The sequence below is a fragment of the Pseudomonadota bacterium genome, assembly GCA_022361155.1.
Taxonomy (GTDB): domain Bacteria; phylum Myxococcota_A; class Polyangia; order Polyangiales; family JAKSBK01; genus JAKSBK01.
Genome location: JAKSBK010000158.1, coordinates 1 through 17079, shown reverse-complemented (window position 1 = coordinate 17079; position 17079 = coordinate 1). Strand labels below are relative to the sequence as shown.

Annotated in this window: 16 protein-coding genes; 10 read left to right on the top strand and 6 right to left on the bottom strand. The window is 67.5% G+C overall.

What is annotated here, in order from left to right; translation table 11 throughout:
• Positions 1–551, bottom strand: a 551-nt coding sequence (locus MJD61_05630; GenBank protein MCG8554758.1) for a zinc-ribbon domain-containing protein, incomplete at its 3' end; no start/stop codon positions are given.
• Between the two features lie 211 nt (positions 552–762).
• On the opposite strand from MJD61_05630, the gene MJD61_05625 reads away from it, so the two are divergent.
• The 7 genes from MJD61_05625 to MJD61_05595 all read left to right on the top strand — a co-directional run bounded on the left by MJD61_05625 (position 763) and on the right by MJD61_05595 (position 10372).
• Entirely contained in the window at positions 763–1134 is a 372-nt protein-coding gene (locus MJD61_05625; protein ID MCG8554757.1) for a cell division protein ZapA, read from the top strand.
• Positions 1135–1218: 84 nt separating this feature from the next.
• Positions 1219–2658, top strand: coding sequence for a sigma-54 dependent transcriptional regulator (locus MJD61_05620; GenBank protein MCG8554756.1), 1440 nt, complete (start codon positions 1219–1221; stop codon positions 2656–2658).
• A gap of 231 nt (positions 2659–2889) precedes the next feature.
• Positions 2890–3570 (top strand): sigma-70 family RNA polymerase sigma factor, encoded by a 681-nt coding sequence (locus tag MJD61_05615; protein ID MCG8554755.1) that lies wholly within the window; start codon positions 2890–2892, stop codon positions 3568–3570.
• 26 nt (positions 3571–3596) lie between these two features.
• A complete protein-coding gene (locus tag MJD61_05610) occupies positions 3597–4622 on the top strand; it encodes an HD domain-containing protein (GenBank protein ID MCG8554754.1) in 1026 nt (341 codons plus the stop codon).
• 170 nt (positions 4623–4792) lie between these two features.
• Positions 4793–6766 carry an excinuclease ABC subunit UvrC gene (gene uvrC / locus MJD61_05605; protein ID MCG8554753.1) on the top strand — a complete coding sequence of 658 codons (1974 nt, stop codon included), beginning with the start codon at positions 4793–4795 and terminating at the stop codon, positions 6764–6766.
• A 65-nt stretch (positions 6767–6831) separates the two neighbouring features.
• Positions 6832–8511: a methyltransferase domain-containing protein gene (locus MJD61_05600; protein ID MCG8554752.1), complete on the top strand. Its 1680-nt coding sequence runs from the start codon at positions 6832–6834 to the stop codon at positions 8509–8511.
• A 52-nt stretch (positions 8512–8563) separates the two neighbouring features.
• Complete coding sequence (locus MJD61_05595; GenBank protein MCG8554751.1) at positions 8564–10372, top strand: ATP-binding cassette domain-containing protein; 1809 nt, start codon at positions 8564–8566, stop codon at positions 10370–10372.
• 45 nt (positions 10373–10417) lie between these two features.
• On the opposite strand, the gene MJD61_05590 is transcribed toward MJD61_05595, so the two are convergent.
• A complete protein-coding gene (locus MJD61_05590) occupies positions 10418–11506 on the bottom strand; it encodes a UDP-N-acetylmuramate dehydrogenase (GenBank protein ID MCG8554750.1) in 1089 nt (362 codons plus the stop codon).
• A gap of 175 nt (positions 11507–11681) precedes the next feature.
• Here MJD61_05590 and MJD61_05585 point away from each other — a divergent pair, with 175 nt between their 5' ends.
• Entirely contained in the window at positions 11682–12143 is a 462-nt protein-coding gene (locus MJD61_05585) for a hypothetical protein (protein ID MCG8554749.1), read from the top strand.
• Between the two features lie 12 nt (positions 12144–12155).
• Here MJD61_05585 and MJD61_05580 read toward each other — a convergent pair whose 3' ends face one another.
• On the bottom strand, positions 12156–12395 hold the full coding sequence (locus tag MJD61_05580) for a hypothetical protein (protein ID MCG8554748.1): 240 nt from the start codon (positions 12393–12395) through the stop codon (positions 12156–12158).
• A 268-nt stretch (positions 12396–12663) separates the two neighbouring features.
• Here MJD61_05580 and MJD61_05575 point away from each other — a divergent pair, with 268 nt between their 5' ends.
• Positions 12664–14130, top strand: a complete 1467-nt coding sequence (locus tag MJD61_05575) for a pyridoxal-dependent decarboxylase (GenBank protein MCG8554747.1) — start codon at positions 12664–12666, stop codon at positions 14128–14130.
• Between the two features lie 102 nt (positions 14131–14232).
• Here the strand turns inward: MJD61_05575 and MJD61_05570 are convergent, their stop codons facing one another.
• From MJD61_05570 to MJD61_05560, 3 genes are all read right to left on the bottom strand, one after another.
• Positions 14233–14745 (bottom strand): hypothetical protein, encoded by a 513-nt coding sequence (locus MJD61_05570; protein MCG8554746.1) that lies wholly within the window; start codon positions 14743–14745, stop codon positions 14233–14235.
• 407 nt (positions 14746–15152) lie between these two features.
• Positions 15153–15689, bottom strand: a complete 537-nt coding sequence (locus MJD61_05565; GenBank protein ID MCG8554745.1) for a redoxin domain-containing protein — start codon at positions 15687–15689, stop codon at positions 15153–15155.
• Between the two features lie 25 nt (positions 15690–15714).
• Positions 15715–16152: a hypothetical protein gene (locus tag MJD61_05560; protein ID MCG8554744.1), complete on the bottom strand. Its 438-nt coding sequence runs from the start codon at positions 16150–16152 to the stop codon at positions 15715–15717.
• Positions 16153–16206: 54 nt separating this feature from the next.
• On the opposite strand from MJD61_05560, the gene MJD61_05555 reads away from it, so the two are divergent.
• The coding region (locus tag MJD61_05555; GenBank protein ID MCG8554743.1) for an agmatine deiminase family protein at positions 16207–17079 on the top strand (873 nt) is incomplete at its 3' end.

The window sequence follows — 17079 nt, the reverse complement described above, 5'->3', positions numbered from 1 at the left end:
CCCCCGCTCGCCCCCGCCACCGCCGGCAGATCCGCTTCGCTGCCTGCCCCCGTGCCACCACGCCCTACTCGACCCCCGCTCGTCCCTGCCACCGCCGGCAGATCCGCCTCGCTGCCTCGCGCGCGGCCGCCCGTGGCCGCCGGCGCATCGCCGCGCAAGGCGGTGCCAAACGTGCCGGCTGGCATCCGCCGCTTTGGCTTCGCGGGCTCACCAAAGGCTCCCTTCGCTGCCGTGCGGGCGACGGGTGCGGCCGGCTTGTTGCTGCCCGCAGGGGGAGGAGGCAGCGGCAGGCGAGGCAAGCCTTCCGCCTTGGCGCCCTTCTCCGTCCCGAGGTGCCGCGCGCTGGCTTCGCTTCGCTGCGGCGTGGAAGGCTGCGCGGCTAGCTGGTTTGCAGGGGACCGGGCGCTCGCTTCGCTTCGCTGTGCCGCCGGGGGCCGCACCGGGAAGGAGTGACCGCACTTGGGACAGCGCATCCGCATGCCGCCCGGCGGCAGGCGGCGAGAGTCGACCTGGTAGGCGGCGCTGCACGACTCGCATCGAACCTCAAGCATCAGAGCCTCTGAGCCGACGCCTCGCTCCGTGAGAGACGGGCGGCATGTCGCTTCCCTTCCCGGGGCTTTGGTACCCGGCTAACACCCCAATGATACGTGCAAGTATGCCGTAGCTTGACGGCTGACGTCAGCAACCGGTAGTTTTTGCACTGGGGAGGTGCACCTGGGCGCCATCTGTCCGCCCTGACTGTTGCCAGAGGAGGGAATCGCGTTGAAGCGTACGGTGACGTTGGAGATAGCAGGCTCGAAGTACAGGCTGGTGGCTGACGCCGACGAGGATCGGCTTCAGAAACTGGCTGCGATGGTGAACGAGCGCGTGCACGAGCTCGGCTCGGGCAGCACCCGGGTCGCGTCGCCGGCGCAGCTGCTGGCGCTGACCGCGCTTGGCCTGGCCGATGACCTGCTAGCCACCCAAGGCAAGCTGGCCCGCGTGCGGGAACTGACCCATGAGACTATCAGCAAGGCGATAACCCGGATCGACCGCCAGATCGTGGTCCCAGGCGCCGTGGACTCCCAGGCCGGGGCCATCGACCCTCAGGGTGAGAGCGCGCCGAACGCAGAGCCCAGCGGAGCGCCCGATTGAGCCAGCTTGCCTTGAGCTGCGCCGTGCCGAGCCCGAGGAGCCGGGGGGGTACCCATAGCTGATCGCTCAACCACACCGCCTCCCATGAAGGCTGACGTGTCCGCCCAGATCCTGGTCGTGGACGATTCGCAGCTCTTCGCAGACAGCATCGCTCGGCGCTTGCGGCATGTGGGCCACCAGGTGGTGACCTGCGCTGATGGAGCAGGAGCCCGGGGTCAGTTGGGGCGGCAAGCGTTTGACGTGGTCGTGCTCGACTACCACCTGCCAGACGCACAAGGACTCGAGTTGCTCGATGAGCTGTTGAGCTCCGCTCCCAACGCGGTCTTCCTCGTGGCTACGGGCCAGCCCGAAGTGAGCGTAGCCGTGGAGGCGATCCGGCGGGGAGCCGAGGACTACGTGCAGAAGGGCAGGGACTTCGACGAGTGCCTGGTGCGCATCGAGCGCGCGGCCGAAATCGCCCTGCGCAAGCCGAACCGCTTCGCACGCAAGACCAACCTGGGTCTGTTGGGCGACAGCACACCCATGCGCAAGTTGCGCGAGCACGTGGACCGATTGCGAGGCGGCGACGACCGCAACATGCTCATCCTGGGGGAGACGGGTACCGGCAAGAGCAAGCTCGCACAAGCCGTGCACGAAGCCCACGGCCGCGGCCCGTTCGTGGAGATCGACTGCACGACCATCCCGGCCACCTTGGTGGAGAGCGAGCTGTTCGGCCACGAAAGGGGCGCGTTCAGCGGCGCCACGGCGGCCAAGCGTGGACGCATCGAGGCCGCGATGGGCGGCACGCTGTTCCTCGACGAAATCGGCGAGCTCAGCCTGGAGGTACAAGCCAAGCTGCTGCGGCTGATCGAGAAAAAGGAGTTCAGCCGCGTGGGCGGCACCCACACCCGAGCGCTGCCGGCACGTATCATCACCGCCACCCACCGAAACCTCGCCACGGCGGTAGCCGCAGGCCGGTTCAGGCAGGACCTACGCTATCGCCTGGAGGTGTTCGTGCTGCAGGTGCCTCCGCTTCGCGACCGAGGCGGTGACGTGATCCTATTGGCGTCGCACTTCGCCGCAGAGCGCGCTCGGATGGACGGCCGGCGCACACCAACGCTCAGCCCCGACCTCAAGCAGGCACTGCTGCGCTATCGCTTCCCTGGCAACGTGCGAGAGCTCAGGAACATGGTGGACCAGGCCACGCTGCTCGCCGAGGGCCGAATGGAGCTGCGGGTGGAGGACTTCCCGGTGTTGCTGGCCGGTCCCTGGGGCGGGGGGCCGAGCCTTCAGGCTCCGGAAGCGCTGGACCCGCTAGCTGGCGAAAACGAGCCTGACGCGTGTGCCGCACAGCGGGCCGTCGATGAGCAACAAAGCACAGGCACTAGGCTGGCTGAGATCCGAGGGCGTCGGCAACGGGACGACAAGCAGGCCGTGATTCGTGCGTTGAAGCAGACCGGCGGCAATGTGGCCGCGGCGGCGCGCCGGTTGGGTATGTCGCGACACGCGCTGAGCCGTCGCATAGCGAAGCACAAGCTGCGCTGACTCCCACGCCCGCCGCGGCTCGGTCAAGCGCCCGAGCGCGCGGCAGCGCGCGCACGTGAGCGTTCGTGATCGCACCGTTCCGCGCGCGCTCGCCCGACTCACAGGGTCTCACCCGGGATCACGCTTGGCACGAGATCACTGAGTATTTCCGACACAGCAGATCTGGATCAAACGTGATCCAAACATGGCGCGCACTTTGCGTAAGTTTCCGTCGACACTGGAGGCGTAGCCATGACCAAGCGAACCAAGAAGATGGCGTGGAGCAACGAAGAAGCTCGGGAGGCGCTCGAACGCTACGAGATGATTGTGCGAATGACGGCCCGTCGTCTGAAGCCCGTTGCTGCATTGGGTCAAGCCCTCGACGAGGACGACTTGTGCTCCGAGGGACGCGTCGCCGTACTCGAGGCGCTGAGCACCTACCAGGGGTTCGGTATCGAAGAGCATACCTGGGTCCGCACCCGGGTGCGCCAGCGCATGATCGACGCGATCCGCCGGCTGGACCTGCGTAGCCGCGATGAGATGCGCCTGGCGGTGCGACATGCCGCAGGACAGACCGAGACGGCAGACGAAATGGAGCGTGGTCGAGCCATTGCGGCACGGCGGCTGGTGTCCTTTGACTCGGCTCCCGTGGACTCGGAGCCCCTGGCCGCAAGGCTGCGCGATTCCCGGGCCCCCATGGCCGACGAGGTGGCAGGAGAGCACGCTCGCAGGGAACAGCTGTTGGGCGCCCTCAAGGTCCTGCCGCCGCGGCAGCGCACCGCCATCGAGCTGGGCCTGTTCGAAGGCCTCGCTCTGCGTGAGATCGGCGATCGGATGGGCATCAGCGAGTCCCGCGTCTGTCAGCTGCAGAAACGCGCGGTGCAGCACCTGCAGAAGGCCATCGGTTCCAGCGTGGAACGAGACGCCGCCTGACCCGCAAGGAATGGGGCCGAGAATCGATGTCTGGCGTAGCTAGCAGAGTACCGAAGGCCACCATCCTGGCCGTGGACGACGAGCCCCAGCTGCTCAAGATCATGGCCTGGGACTTGACGGCACTCGGCTTCCGGGTGGTGACCGCGAGCGATCCGTCGATCGCCCTGGCCATGCTGGAGGTACGCAATTTCGATGGGGTGGTGGCGGATCTGCGCCTGCCCATGCCCGGTGGGCGCGTGTTTGCGGCGAGCGCTGCAGTGACCGCTCCCCACACCCCGGTCTTGGTGATCACCGGTGAGGACAGCCTCAGGAGCATACAAGACATGCTGGGCAATGTGCCCGTGGACGGTCTGGTGCCCAAGCCCTATACCCCGGCGGTGTTGGCACGGGCCATCGAACGCGCCCTTTTGCAGCGGCGCAGCGCGGGCATCCTGGCAGAGTCGGAAGCGCGTTTGATCGCGGACGGCCTGGTGCGCGGACTGGCGCTCAGAGACATCGAAACCGAGAATCACTCGCGCAGGGTCTCGGCTTGGGCTCGCCTGCTCGGCGCACAGCTCGGCCTGGCCGGCGACGATCTGCTGCAGTGCGAGCTTGGGGCTCTCCTGCACGATGTCGGAAAGATCGGCGTACCCGACGCCATCCTGCACAAGCCCGCCAAGCTGACCGAGCAGGAGTGGGTCGAAATGCGCAAGCATCCGGGCTACGGCCGCGAAATGGTGGCTGGAATACCTCGACTCAAGGGTGCCAGCCACGTGGTGTACTGTCATCACGAGCGCTGGGAGGGCGGTGGCTACCCGCGCGGGCTCAAGGGCGACAGGATCCCGATCGGCGCCCGCATCTTCGCCGTGGTCGACACCTACGATGCCATGACGAGCGACCGGGTCTACCGCAAGGGGCTGCCCCACGAGACCGCGGTCGAGGAGATCCGGCGCCTGGCCGGCATACAGTACGATCCTCAGGTCGTCGGCGCCTTTCTCGCCATGGATCAGCGCGAGTGGCAGGCTGTGCGCAGGCGATTCAAGGACGATCCCATCGAAACCGTCGCCGCCTGACGGCAGCTGCCTCTGCCGGGAAACCCGGCCGGGTTGCACCAGCGCCCGGACCGCCTTCAAGCTCTGGTTGAGCGGGCTGCCTCTGCCAGGAAACCCGGCCGGGTTGCACGCGTTTCGAGCAGCAGATGGCACGCTGCGCCGCCGACAGAGCGCGCGCTACACTGGGACCGGTGTCCGTGCACAACGCTGTCCGTGCCAAGCTGCAGACGCTGCCCGCCTCACCCGGTGTCTACCTGTTCAAGGGTGCCCGCGGAACGTACTTGTACGTGGGCAAGGCCGCCAGCCTGCGCAGCAGGGTGCGCAGCTACTTCCAGGCGAGCAACAGCGACAGCCGCGCGTTCATCGGCAGGCTGGAACGCGAGGTCCAGGACGTCGACACCATCGTAACGGCCTCGGAAAAGGAGGCCGCGCTGCTCGAGAACAGCCTGATCAAGGAACACCGGCCCAGGTACAACTTCAAGCTGCGCGACGACAAGGACTTCCTGTCGTTGCGGCTGGATCCGGCGCGAGCGTGGCCCCGGCTCGAGGTGGTCCGCCGTCCTGGCAGGGACGGCGCCCAGTACTTCGGTCCCTACCCGTCGGCCAGCGCGGCCCGCAGCACGCTTCGGACGGTCAACCGCCACTTCCAGCTGCGAACGTGCACGGACAGCGACTTCCGGGCCCGTGTCCGGCCGTGCCTGCAATACCAGATCAAGCGCTGCAGCGCGCCGTGCGTGCTCGACGCCGACGCCGACGCCTACCAGCAGCAAGTACGCAACGTGGGCATGTTCCTCGACGGCCGGCACGACGAGCTGGTTGGTCATCTGGACGCGCAGATGAAGCGGGCCTCCCGGGCCATGCGCTACGAGACCGCGGCCACGTACAGAGACCAGCTGCGAGCCGTGGAGTCGATCCGAGAGCGCCAGCGCGTCGCCCTGGTGTCGGACAGGGACCAGGATGTGTTCGGGCTCTTCCGTGCCGAGCGGCAGGCCGAGCTGGCGGTGCTTCAGGTTCGCCGAGGCAAGGTCGTGGCGGTCCGCACCTACGGCCAGCAGCATGCCGAGCTGCCGGACGACGAGCTGCTCGGTTCCTTCGTGAGCGAGTACTACGCGCGCGGAAGCAGGGTACCCGACGAGGTATTGCTGCCGGTGCGGGTGGAGGCCGACAGGGGCCTGGCCGAGCTGTTGAGCGAGCGGCGCGCAAGCAAGGTACGGCTGCATGTGCCCAAGCGCGGGCTCAAGGCGCGGCTGCTACGCATGGCCATGGACAACGCTGCACACGCTTACAGCGAAAAGGCTCGGGCGCAGAGCGAGCTCTCACGGCGCCTCGAGCGCATCCAGTCGCGTCTCGGCCTGCCCAAGCCGCCGCAACGCATCGAATGCGTGGACGTCTCGCATACGGGGGGCAGCGACACCGTGGCCGCCATCACCAGGCTGGACGGCGGCAAGCCGGCGCGGGAAGGCTACCGGACCTTTCATCTCAAACAGGCGTCCGGCGGTGACGACTACGGCGCCATGCACGAGGTGCTGTCGCGCAGATTGGCGCGCGGCCGCGAGCAGCAGCGGGGCTGGGAGCTGCCCGATCTGCTGGTCGTCGACGGTGGGCGTGGACAGCTCGCGATAGCCGCCAGGGTCCTGAAGGAGTTGGGGATCGGCGCCGTCTCGCTGGCTGCGCTCGCAAAAGAACGCACCGACGCCCAAGGCCGCAGCGTGGTCGAGCGAGTCTATCTGCCGGGACGCAAGAACGCGATCGCCCTGCGGCCGGGCGACGAGCCGCTCGCGCTGCTCGCGCTCGCGCGTGACGAAGCACACCGGGTCTGCAATCTGCACCGCGTCAAGCTGGGCAACAAGCGCAAGCTGCGCAGCAGGCTGCAAGAAATTGCCGGCATCGGCGACAAGACACGCAGGCGCCTGCTGCGGCGCTTGGGTTCGCTGCAGGCGATCGAGCGCGCCACCCTGGAGCAGCTCCTCGAGGCTGGCGCCAACAAGAGGCAGGCCGAAGCGCTCCTTCGGGCCGTTCGTGCTCACAGCGCAGCGCAGCCATCGGCTGCGCCCGAGCCCCCAGACCCCGAGCCAGACTCCGAGGGCGCGGAAAAGCAGGCCGTTGACAATGCCTTCGAGCCCGCGGACGCTGCCTGCGAGCCCGTGGACAATGCCCCCGAGTAGGGCTATGGACCTGACCAACGTAGGCTGGGGGTGGAACGAGGATGCGGTTGCAGGAAGAGGCTGCTGTGGGCCCAGCCGTGGGAGGAGCACCGCGAGCCCCCAAACCCGGCGAACAGGCCCGCCCTTCGGGCTCGTCCCGGCCGATTCCCGCGCCAAGGTGGCGCAAGTGGGCCCTGGGTGCACTGTGGCTGGGCGTCCTGTGCACCGGACTGGTGGCCAGCGGCTATTGGCTGTCGCGCGTGGAGCACGTGCCCGACCAGCAGGTCGGCCTGTCGCTGGCTGCGCTTTTGGCGGTCTGCGGGCTTACGTTGACCAACCTGCTGCTGCGCTGGTTTCGCTGGCACTTCCTGGCACGTCGCTTCGGCGTCTTCTTTCACACGCGCCGCAGCATCCGCTTGTACTTCGGCACGCTGCCCCTGCTGCTCGTTCCGTTCCTGTTGGGCGAGCTCTTCCGGCCGCTGCTTATTTCCAGGCAGATTCCCAGAAGCCGGACCACCGTGGTGCGGGTCTGGTTTCTGGAACGAGCCTGCGACGCGTCTGCGCTGGCCGTCCTGTGGTCTTTGGGTGAGCGGCGCCTCGAGCTCGCTTTGGTGTTGGCGGCCGGGCTCGTGTTGTTCGCCTGGCAGACGATGCGGCTGCTGCGCACAAGGCAGCTCGACGAGCTGGCTCAGGACTCGGAGCCCCTCACGCTTGCGCTGGGTCTGGCCCTGGTATCGATCCTGGCTTGGTCGCTACCGGCAGCGGGCCTCGCAGCCACCCTCGGCCTGTTGGGGGAAACGGCCGTGGGTCTCGCTGCGCTGCGGGCGTTCGCGGCCGGAACGCTGCTCGGCGGTTTCAGCGGTCTGCCCGTGGGCGCGGCTGTAACCGGATCGACGGCCATCATGGAGCTCACGCAATCCGGAATCGAGGAGCAGATCTCGATTCTGTCGGTGCTGGTGCTGAGGCTCGGCACCGTCGGCTTCGCCTGTGCGCTTGGAGCCCTGGTTTTCCTACGTTTTCGCGGCCGTGTGGCGATGGGAACACGCGCGACCGCGTCTCACTTCGACGAGCTTGCCCCGGAATACGAAGACGAGATCTCGGGCCACGTACGCGAGCGGCTCCTGGATCGCAAAGTCACGGCCATGCTCAGCCGGCTGCCCCGACAAAAGCCGCTCAGGGGGCTCGATATCGGTTGCGGCCAAGGTTGGTACAGCATCGAGCTCGCTAAAAGGGGCGTCCTGATGTCGGGTGTGGACGCCTCGGCAGGCCAGATCGAACAGGCCCGGCGCAACGCCGGCGAGCACGCGGTGACAGCCGACTTTCGCGCCACGAGCGCGGTCGAGCTCCCCTTCGCCGACAACAGCTTCGACTTCGTCTACGCCATCAACGTGCTGCATCACGTGCTGGACGCAAACGATCGGCGTGCGGCGTTTCGAGAAATCGTGCGCGTGCTGAAGCCGGGCGGCTCGTTCTTCCTGCACGAAATGAACACCGAGAATCCGCTTTTCCGCTTCTACATGTCGTACCTTTTTCCGCTGCTCAAGCGCATCGACCAAGGCGATGAACGCTGGCTGCTGCCAAGCCGCCTTCCCGCGATCAACGGCGCGCTGTGGCTAGACCAAGTCGATCACTTCACCTTTCTGCCCGACTTCCTGCCGGCACCGCTGCACCGGCTGCTTCAGGGGGTGGAACGCCGGCTCGAACGTTCTTCGCGCTGGCGGAAGCTGAGCGCGCACTACGTGGCCGTGCTCCGCAAGCACGGGTAGCCATTCGAGTACGCGCTTGGCCGATGAACCCCAGCCGATTCGTGGCGGAGCCGTGACAGAGCGATCGCCAGTCGACAACCTGCCACCCTGGCGCCGGCTGCGCCGGCTGCTCGGCTACGCGAAGCCGTACCGGGGGCGCCTGTACGTGGCGCTGGCCGCCTTGCTTGTCACGGTGGCCGGCGGGCTCGTGGTTCCGTGGTTTTTGGGAAGCCTGCTCGGCACCGCGTTCGACGAGAGTCTGCGGGACGCGGCGGCCCTGGACCGGACCACACTGGCCTTGCTCGTGCTGTTTGCGCTGCAGTCGCTCTTTGTCTTTATCCGGCACTACTTGATGAGCTGGGTGGGTGAACGGGTAGTCGCGGACCTGCGCATGCAGATCCAGTGCCATCTACTGACGCTGACGCAGAGCTATTTCCACGCCAACCGCACGGGCGAGCTGCTGTCGCGCCAGTCGGATGACGTGACGCGATTGCAGAGGATCATCGGTCAAGATCTGAGCCTGGCTCTGCGCAACCTGCTGTCGCTGCTCGGCGGGGTCAGCATGCTTTTTTACGTGAGCCCCACGCTCACCATCCGCGTGCTGGCGGTGGTGCCGCTTCTGGTAGTGGCGGCCAGCCTCTGGGGTCGGGTCATCCGGCGGCTCGCGCGCCAGGCGCAGGATGAGCTGGCAAACGCCTCGGGCCAGCTACAGGAAAGCCTGAGCGTAGTCGAAACCGTGCAAGCCTTCACTCGGGAGGCATACGAGTCGCAGCGTTACGGCAGCGCGCTGGAAGCGGCGTTCCTGCTCTTCGCAAAGCAGATCAAGGCTCGCAGCTGGTTCATGTCCGTGTCGAGCTTCATCGGCTTTGGTGCGGTGGCCGGCATCTTCTGGCTGGGAGGGCACATGGTGATGAACCGGGCGATCGATGCTGCCGACCTGGGCCGCTTCGTACTGTACACGGTGTCGGTCGCCGGTTCGGTCGGAGCACTGGCCGGCGTCGTCGGCAGCTACAACCAGGCCCTCGGGGCCACCGCGAGGTTGTTCGAAATTCTCGACAGCCAGCCCGAGATCCGGGATCGCCCGGGCGCCAACCGGCTGGCCAGCCCGGTAGGGCGCATTGCGTTTCAGGGGGTGCATTTTGCGTACGGGGACCGTGACACGAAGGTCATCAGCAACCTGAACCTGGAGATCGAGCCGGGCGAAGTCTGTGCGCTGGTCGGGGCCAGCGGCTCGGGCAAGACCACCATCGGTCGCTTGCTGCTGCGCTTTTGGGACCCTCAGGCGGGTCGGATCACGTTCGACGGATACGACCTGCGCGACCTGACGCTGGGCTCGCTGCGCGGGGCGATGGCCCACGTGTCCCAGGATCCTGCGCTCTTTTCGGGTCCCATCGCCGACAACATCCGCTACGGTCGCCTTGAAGCCAGCGACGACGAGGTCCGCGCCGCAGCCGTGTCGGCCAGCGCCGACGGCTTCATCCGCAGGTTCCCCGAGGGCTACCGCACGATCGTCGGTGAGCGTGGGATCATGCTGAGCGGCGGGCAGCGGCAACGCATTGCCATCGCCCGTGCGATCCTGCGCGACCCCAAGGTGCTCGTGCTCGACGAGGCGACCTCGGCGCTCGACAGCGACAACGAGCGAGCGGTGCAGGCGGCTCTCGAGCGCCTGCAGAAAGGTCGGACGACACTCGTGATCGCCCACCGCCTGAGCACGATCCGCGACGCCGATCGCATCGTCGTTATCGACCGTGGCCGCATCGTCGAGCAGGGACGCCACCAGACGCTCATGAACAAGGGCGGTGCCTACGCTCGGCTTGTGGCCGGGCAGGCAAGCTCCAGGCGACCCGAACCCCGGCCCGCAGCATCGGGGCAGAGCGCATGATCGCCACGTTGGCGCGCGAGGCCCGCCATGCGCAAAGATCCGGGCTCAGAGAGGTGGCGTCTCGAAGCCCAACAGCACGGGTTCGGGCTCGAGCGTGACGCCAAAACGCTGCTGCACGGCGCCGCGAATCGCGCGGGCCAGTGCGACAAGCTCGCGGCTGCTGCCTCCCCCGTGATGAACCAGAGCCAGGGCGTGGCGACTCGATATCCCCACGTTGCCGTGGCGCTGGCCCTTTCTAAACCCTGCTGCCTCGATCAGCCAGGCGGCGGCCAGCTTGCAGCGCCCGTCGGGCAGGTCGAAGCGGGGCATCGCGCTCGGTGTGCGCGCATCGGGGCGATCGCTAGCGGCGCCGGCGATCGTCTCGGCCTGGCTTACGGTCACGATCGGGTTCACGAAGAACGAGCCCACGCTACGCCGGTTGGGGTCGCTCGGGTCGTGCACCATCGATTTGCTGCGGCGCAGCTCGAGCACCGCGCTCCGGACATCGGAAAGCGACGGGCGGCTGCGGCGTACCGCAAGCAGCCGTTCGAGCTCGGCGTGACCCTGGGATGGCGCGTAGAGCGAGGAGCGGCGCAGCTCGAACGTGGCCGCAAGCACGACATAACGATCCGGATTGCGTCTGAACAAGCTGCTGCGGTAGCCGAAGTCGCAGCGGGCGGCACGCCAATCCGACACGTTCAGCGAAGCGCGGTCGAGCACGCGCACGCTGCTCAAGGTGTCGGAAACCTCCTGCCCGTAGGCGCCCACGTTCTGAATCGGCGTGGCTCCCACCGATCCCGGAATGCCCGACAGGCACTCGAGGCCGGCCCAGCCGCTGGCCACGCTCTGCGCCACCAGCGGGTCCCAGGCCTCGCCCGCCTGTACCCTCAACAGAGCCCGGTCGTGCTGCAGGCGCACCTGCACGCCTGCCAGGGCCGGCTTGAGCACCACACCCGCGATCCCCGCATCCGCGATCACCACGTTGCTGCCTTCGCCAAGCACGGTCACGGGCAGCGTCTGAGAGCGTCCCCAACGCAAAGCCTCGAGCACGCTGGCCTCGTCGCTAGCCTCACAAAAGAAGCGCGCCGCGCCTCCGAGCTCCAAGCTGCAGCGGGGCGAGAGGGGCACTTCGGTTTCGAGATACGCGGGCAGCACGTTCAACGCACGCTTCGAGGGCGCAGGCCGCGACTATCCGGCATCGTCCGCTGCCGGGCAACCGGCGGCGACCGGGCGGCCGGGTCGACTCCGAACACCCGCCAACGACAGAGACCGCTCGCTACCGAGTCTAGCCTGGCGAACGAAAGCGCGCTGCGCTAGACCGGGCCGCGTCGTGCAGTGGAGCCATGGCACACGCTGGCTGGTACGGCTGGCGCTGGGTTTGCTCGTCGTGGCCGGCCTCGCCGGCGTTGCCGAATGGCTTGCGCTTCAGGCCCCCGGCTCACCGTGGTGCCTCGGGATCCTGCCCGGACCGGTCGCTTCGCTCAGGAACACGGCGGCCATCCTATCGCTTGCATTGCTGGGGGCGGCCTGGCTTTGGCCCTGGGCAAATCAGGGGCGAGGAGCGAAGCTGCTGCTGCTCGCAACCTACGCGGGGGCCGTGCTGACCATCGGCAGCATGGTGTACGCGGCGGCCCACAACATGTACGCCATACAGCTTCTGGATCCCCGAGCGGACGCCGGACGCCTGGTTGCAGCCAAGATCGTAGGACACGCGCTGCTTGGCCTGTGTTTGCTCGATTTCGCGCGCAGGATCTGGGTCTACTCCCCGCCTACAGGTAGCGCACGAGAGTAACCCAGGCGCCGTCTAGAGGCCCAACGCCCGCTCGCAGTCGACGGCGCCGTCCACGCATTGACATTCGCACGCTTCGCTGAGTGCGGGATCGGCCGAATCGATCCGACGCGGGTCGGCATCCTCGCAGTCAAGGCCCTCGTCGATCACGTCGAAGCACTCCGTTTGGCCGCCGGCAGGTGCCTGAACCAGGCGATACGAGGGCGCTTCCCCTTCTATCTCGGCCGCGCAAGCACCCACAAGTAGGAAAGACATCACACATAGGAATCGAAGCCCCTTCATTGATCCTCCCGCTACCTGGTGCACAAGACACCAGCGTCGGCAGCTTTGAATTTGCCTACTGATTCAACCCTAAGAATATACCATTCAAAACGCGTCATGTAAAATCTCTGGGGTCCGTCCAGGGGTGGCGCGCTCGCGGCTTTCATCCAAGTCCACGCCTGCCCAGCTTGGCGCACATAAGCCTCGTTGGGCTCGGGCGACCTGTTGCGTCGTGCGTCGAGATGTGCTCTGCCGAACGAGCATGTGGCGCTCCGCGCTCGAACCGGACGAGGCCACGCTGCGCGCGTGGATTCAAGACGTCGCCGAAGTGGCTCTGCGGCAGCTCCGGGGCCTGGAGACACGCGCTGCAACCGGAATCATGGGTCGGGCGGCGCAGGAGCTCGCCGCGCGCCTGAGCGAGCCCATCGCAGAACAGCCCCACCCGGGCGGCTTGCCGCATCTGCTGTCGGTCGTGGAGCGGGCAGCCGACGCGGCCCTGGTGACGCCCGGGCCGGGCTACCTCGCCTACGTGCCCGGCGGCGGATTGGTGAGCGCCGGCCTGGCGGACTGGCTCGCAGCCTGGCTCAATCGTTACCTGGGCCTGTCGGCGGCGAGCCCGGCGCTCGCGCGACTCGAAGCCGATGCCCTGCGTTTCCTCGCCGGCGAGTTCGGCTGGGGCGCTGGCGCGCGCGGCGTGTTCACCACGGGCGGTTCCACGGCCAACCTCTGCGCCGTGGTGACGGCACGCCACCACGTGCTTGGTGACACCGGCGACTACCGGCGCGCCCTTGTATACGTTTCACACCAAGTTCATCACAGCGTTGCCAAATCGGTTCGCCTGGCCGGCGTGCCAGCTCGCAACGTGGTTTCGCTGCCCACCGACACGCGCTTGCGCCTGCAGCCAAGAGCCCTGCGCGCGCGGCTCGACGCAGACCGGGCCGAGGGCGCGCAGCCTTTCTTGGTGGTGTCGTCGGCCGGCAGCATCAACACGGGAGCCGTCGACCCCTTCGACGAAATCGGCGACATCGCAGCGAGCGCCGGCCTGTGGCACCACGTCGACGGTGCCTACGGCGGTGCCTTCGTCCTTTGCGCCGAAGGTCGCGAGCGGCTCGCCGGCATTTCCCGTGCGGATTCGATCACCTTCGACCCGCACAAGGGCATGTTCTTCCCCTACGGCACGGGCTGCCTGCTGGTGCGTGAAGGAGAGCATTTGCGCCGCGCGCACAGCCTGTCGGCAGAATACCTGCGCGACTTCGAGGCGGACGCGGCCGGCGATCACGTCCCGAGCCCCTCGGACTATGGGCTCGAGCTCTCGCGCGAGTCTCGGGGCCTGCGCGTCTGGCTATCGCTGATGCTGTTCGGCGCCCAGGCCTTTCGCGACGCCTTGACCGAAAAGCTCGAGCTCGCCGAGCACTTCTGCGAGCGGCTCGCCGAACGCATCGAGCAGGGTCTTGCCGCCGAAATCGTACAGCGCCCCCAGCTCACCACCGTGGCTTTCCGGCTGCGGCGACGGCCCTCGGAAACCCTGGACGCGTACAACGCGCGCAACGCGGCCTGGTTGTCGGCGATCAACGCGCGCGGCCGGGTGTTTCTGTCGAGCACCAGGCTGCCCGGACCGGACGGCATGCTGCTCACGCTCAGGGTGTGCATCCTGTCTCTGCGCACGCACCAGGAGCGCGTGGACGCCTGCCTCGAGGATCTCGAGCTCACGTCGCGCGAAGTGGCGTAGGGGACCCGGGCAGAGGCCGAGGTCGAGGTCAGGCTCGGAGGCCGAGGTCGAGGTCGGATTCGGAGGCGGATTCGGAGGCGGAGATCGGGCTGTCGGGTTCGCTCACGCCAAGTCGAGCTTCCGCAACGCGGGTGCGAGCTCGTTCTCGAGGGTGTGCTCGAACACAAGCGCCTGCCGCTCGGGGCTGAACAAGCCGAGGGCTGCCAGCTCGGGTTCCTGCCAGACGTCGAGGCGCCGCGCTCCTGCGGCCATGGCCTCGAGCACGGTCTCGGCCTGCGCGCGCTGCGGCCGGAGCGCTTCCTGCGCCACTGCCTTCCAGACCTCTCGGGACGAGCTCGGGAAGCGCTCGAGCGAACGTGCAACGTATTCCCATCCGAAGTCGTCGTGACCCGCTTCGTCTGCGAGAATGGCATCCAACACGTCGCGAAAGACCGGCGTCTCACAACGCTGCTGCAGATCGCGAATGAAGCCCACCGATAGGGTCTCGTTGACAGCGAGCATGGCAACCGCGATGGAAAGCGCGCGCTCGGCGGGGGGAAGCAACAGGAAACGCTGCGGTTGAGGTAGCTCCAGGGGCTCCGGAAGCTCGGGAGTCGCGCTCAACGCCGCTGCCACTCAGTTCGCTCCCGGTGCCCGCATGTACGCATGCTCATGTCAGGTGCATGCCATTTACGTGCCATATGCTCCACGCTTAGGCGTCGGGTCAGAATAACAATGCCAGGTCGGCTTTGAGGCGTCCGGCCAGCAAGGCGCGCTGTCGCGCGAATACTCCCTGTATTCGAAGGCGGCGCAACACCGCTGGACGGGATGGATCGAAATCGATCGTTCGTCTTGATGAGTGCTTTCCAGGCAAGGGCGGGGGCAGGGGCAAGGGCAGCACCACCGATCGCTCGAGCTTGTTCGGGTCACACCCCACGGCCGCAGCCGATGGAGTTAGGGCCCGCGGACGGACCCTTACTGTTGCACGGGATCTTTGTCGCCGCGACACCCCGGCACGGGTCGAGCAATGTTTGCTTGCGGCGTCACAGCGCGCGCAGGCGCAGGCCTAGCTCCGTGGTGTAGCCCACGGTCCGACTACGAACGTTGCGCTGCTCGTCGAGCACGTAGAAGGTGGGAAAAGAGCTCACCCGAAAGGCGCGGGCAGCGGTCGTGCTGCCAAGCAGGACCGGCACCTCGTCGAGCCCCTGCTCTCGTGCATACTGCGCAACCTGCCCTCGCGACTGGTACGAGAGCGCCACCGCGATCACATCGGTGTCCGGATCCCGATGCAACGCCCGCACGGTGTGCGATGTGGCCGCGCACACGCCGCACCAGGGCGCAAAGAAGTACAGGATCAGCGGCTTGCTGCCGGCGGGCGTCAAGCTTTCCTGACCACCGTCGAGCGACGCCATCGAAAGCGAGGGCGCGGGCTGACCGGCAGCCACCAGATCCCGCGTCTGCCACCAGCCGATCGCCATGAGGATGGCCGCGATCACAAACGCATCGAACGACCAGCGCCTCAGGCGTCGCTTCCAGCCACGCGGCGCGCTTGTCGACTCGTGCCGGCTGCGGGAATCCATGGTCACAAATGGTATGAACGACGCGTCAGCGAGCCGCCGGCCCCGTCCCCAGAACCGGGGACCCGACAAGGTCAGGGCTGGCTCCCGGGCGCGCGCCAACTCCCGGGCGCGCGCCAAGGTGCGCTCCGCCGGATGCCGGCCGCACGCGCTGGCTCAGATCCCCCATCAATACCGGCCCCATCAATACCGGCCGCGCGTGGGCTTCGTGCAGCGGCTTGTCTGCGACGGTGAGCTCGCCTGCACGGGCGGTGAGCTCGATACGGCGGTCGCGTGTCTCGAGGATGCCCACGATCGGCTCACCGCGCGCGTCGACCAGCACGGGCGTGGTGGGCTCGCGATACACGCCCTCGGTCGCAGCGCATCCGGACAGCCCGGCGCATGTCACCACGGTCCATGCAACTACCCTGCCGACCACGCCCCTGCCGACCACGCCGCACATGCCTTCGAGTTTGGCTCCGTTCATCCTCCTGCGCAAGAGGCTTGGCCAAGAGCCCGCAAGGCGTGCTAGCCCCGTAGCGTGGACCGCGACGGCGCCAGGCTTCCAGCGGAGTGGGAAGCGCACGAGGGCTGCTGGCTCGCGTGGCCGAGTCACGCCGAGCTTTGGGAGCCCGACTTGTCCCGGGTGCGTGGCGAGTTCACCGCCCTGTGCCGGGCGATCGCGGGGCCGCAGCTTGGCGCCGGCGCGGAAACACACGGCGCGGAAAGACTCCGCGTCCTGGTAGCCGACCACACCCAGGCGCGGCTCGCCGCAGAGGCGCTCGAGGGGCTGGGCGCCACCCTGTACCGCGTCCCGTTCGGAGACATCTGGCTCAGGGATACGGGGCCGCTGTTCGTGTGCGATGCTCCCACGAAACAGCGAAGCGAAGCGAGCACGCGACCTAGCGCGAAACAGCAAGGCGAGGTCAGGGCGGCGTGCTTCCGTTTCAACGGCTGGGGTGGCAAGTACGTGTATGCGCACGACGACACGGTTGCCGAGGCGATCGCGACCTCGCAAGGGAGTGAGGCTAGCCGCTTTGACTGGGTGCTGGAGGGCGGAGCGGTCGAGGTGGACGGCCAAGGAACCTGCCTCACGACACGCGATTGCCTGCTTAATCCGAACCGCTGCCATGGGCCCGATCCGCAGCGGGTCGAGCGCCGCCTCGCCCGGGCTCTGGGGGTGTCCAAGGTGCTGTGGCTGAGCGGCGCGCTCGCAAACGACCACACCGACGGGCACGTGGACACCCTGGCACGTTTCGTTGCCCATGGGGTGGTCGCCTGCATGGAACCCTTCGGGTCCGAGGAGCCGAATCGCGACGTGCTCGAGTCCGTACGCCGCCAGCTGGCGAGCGCACGCGATGCCTGGGGCCGCCCCCTGGAGCTTGTCGTGCTCCCCTCGCCCGGAATGGTGCTG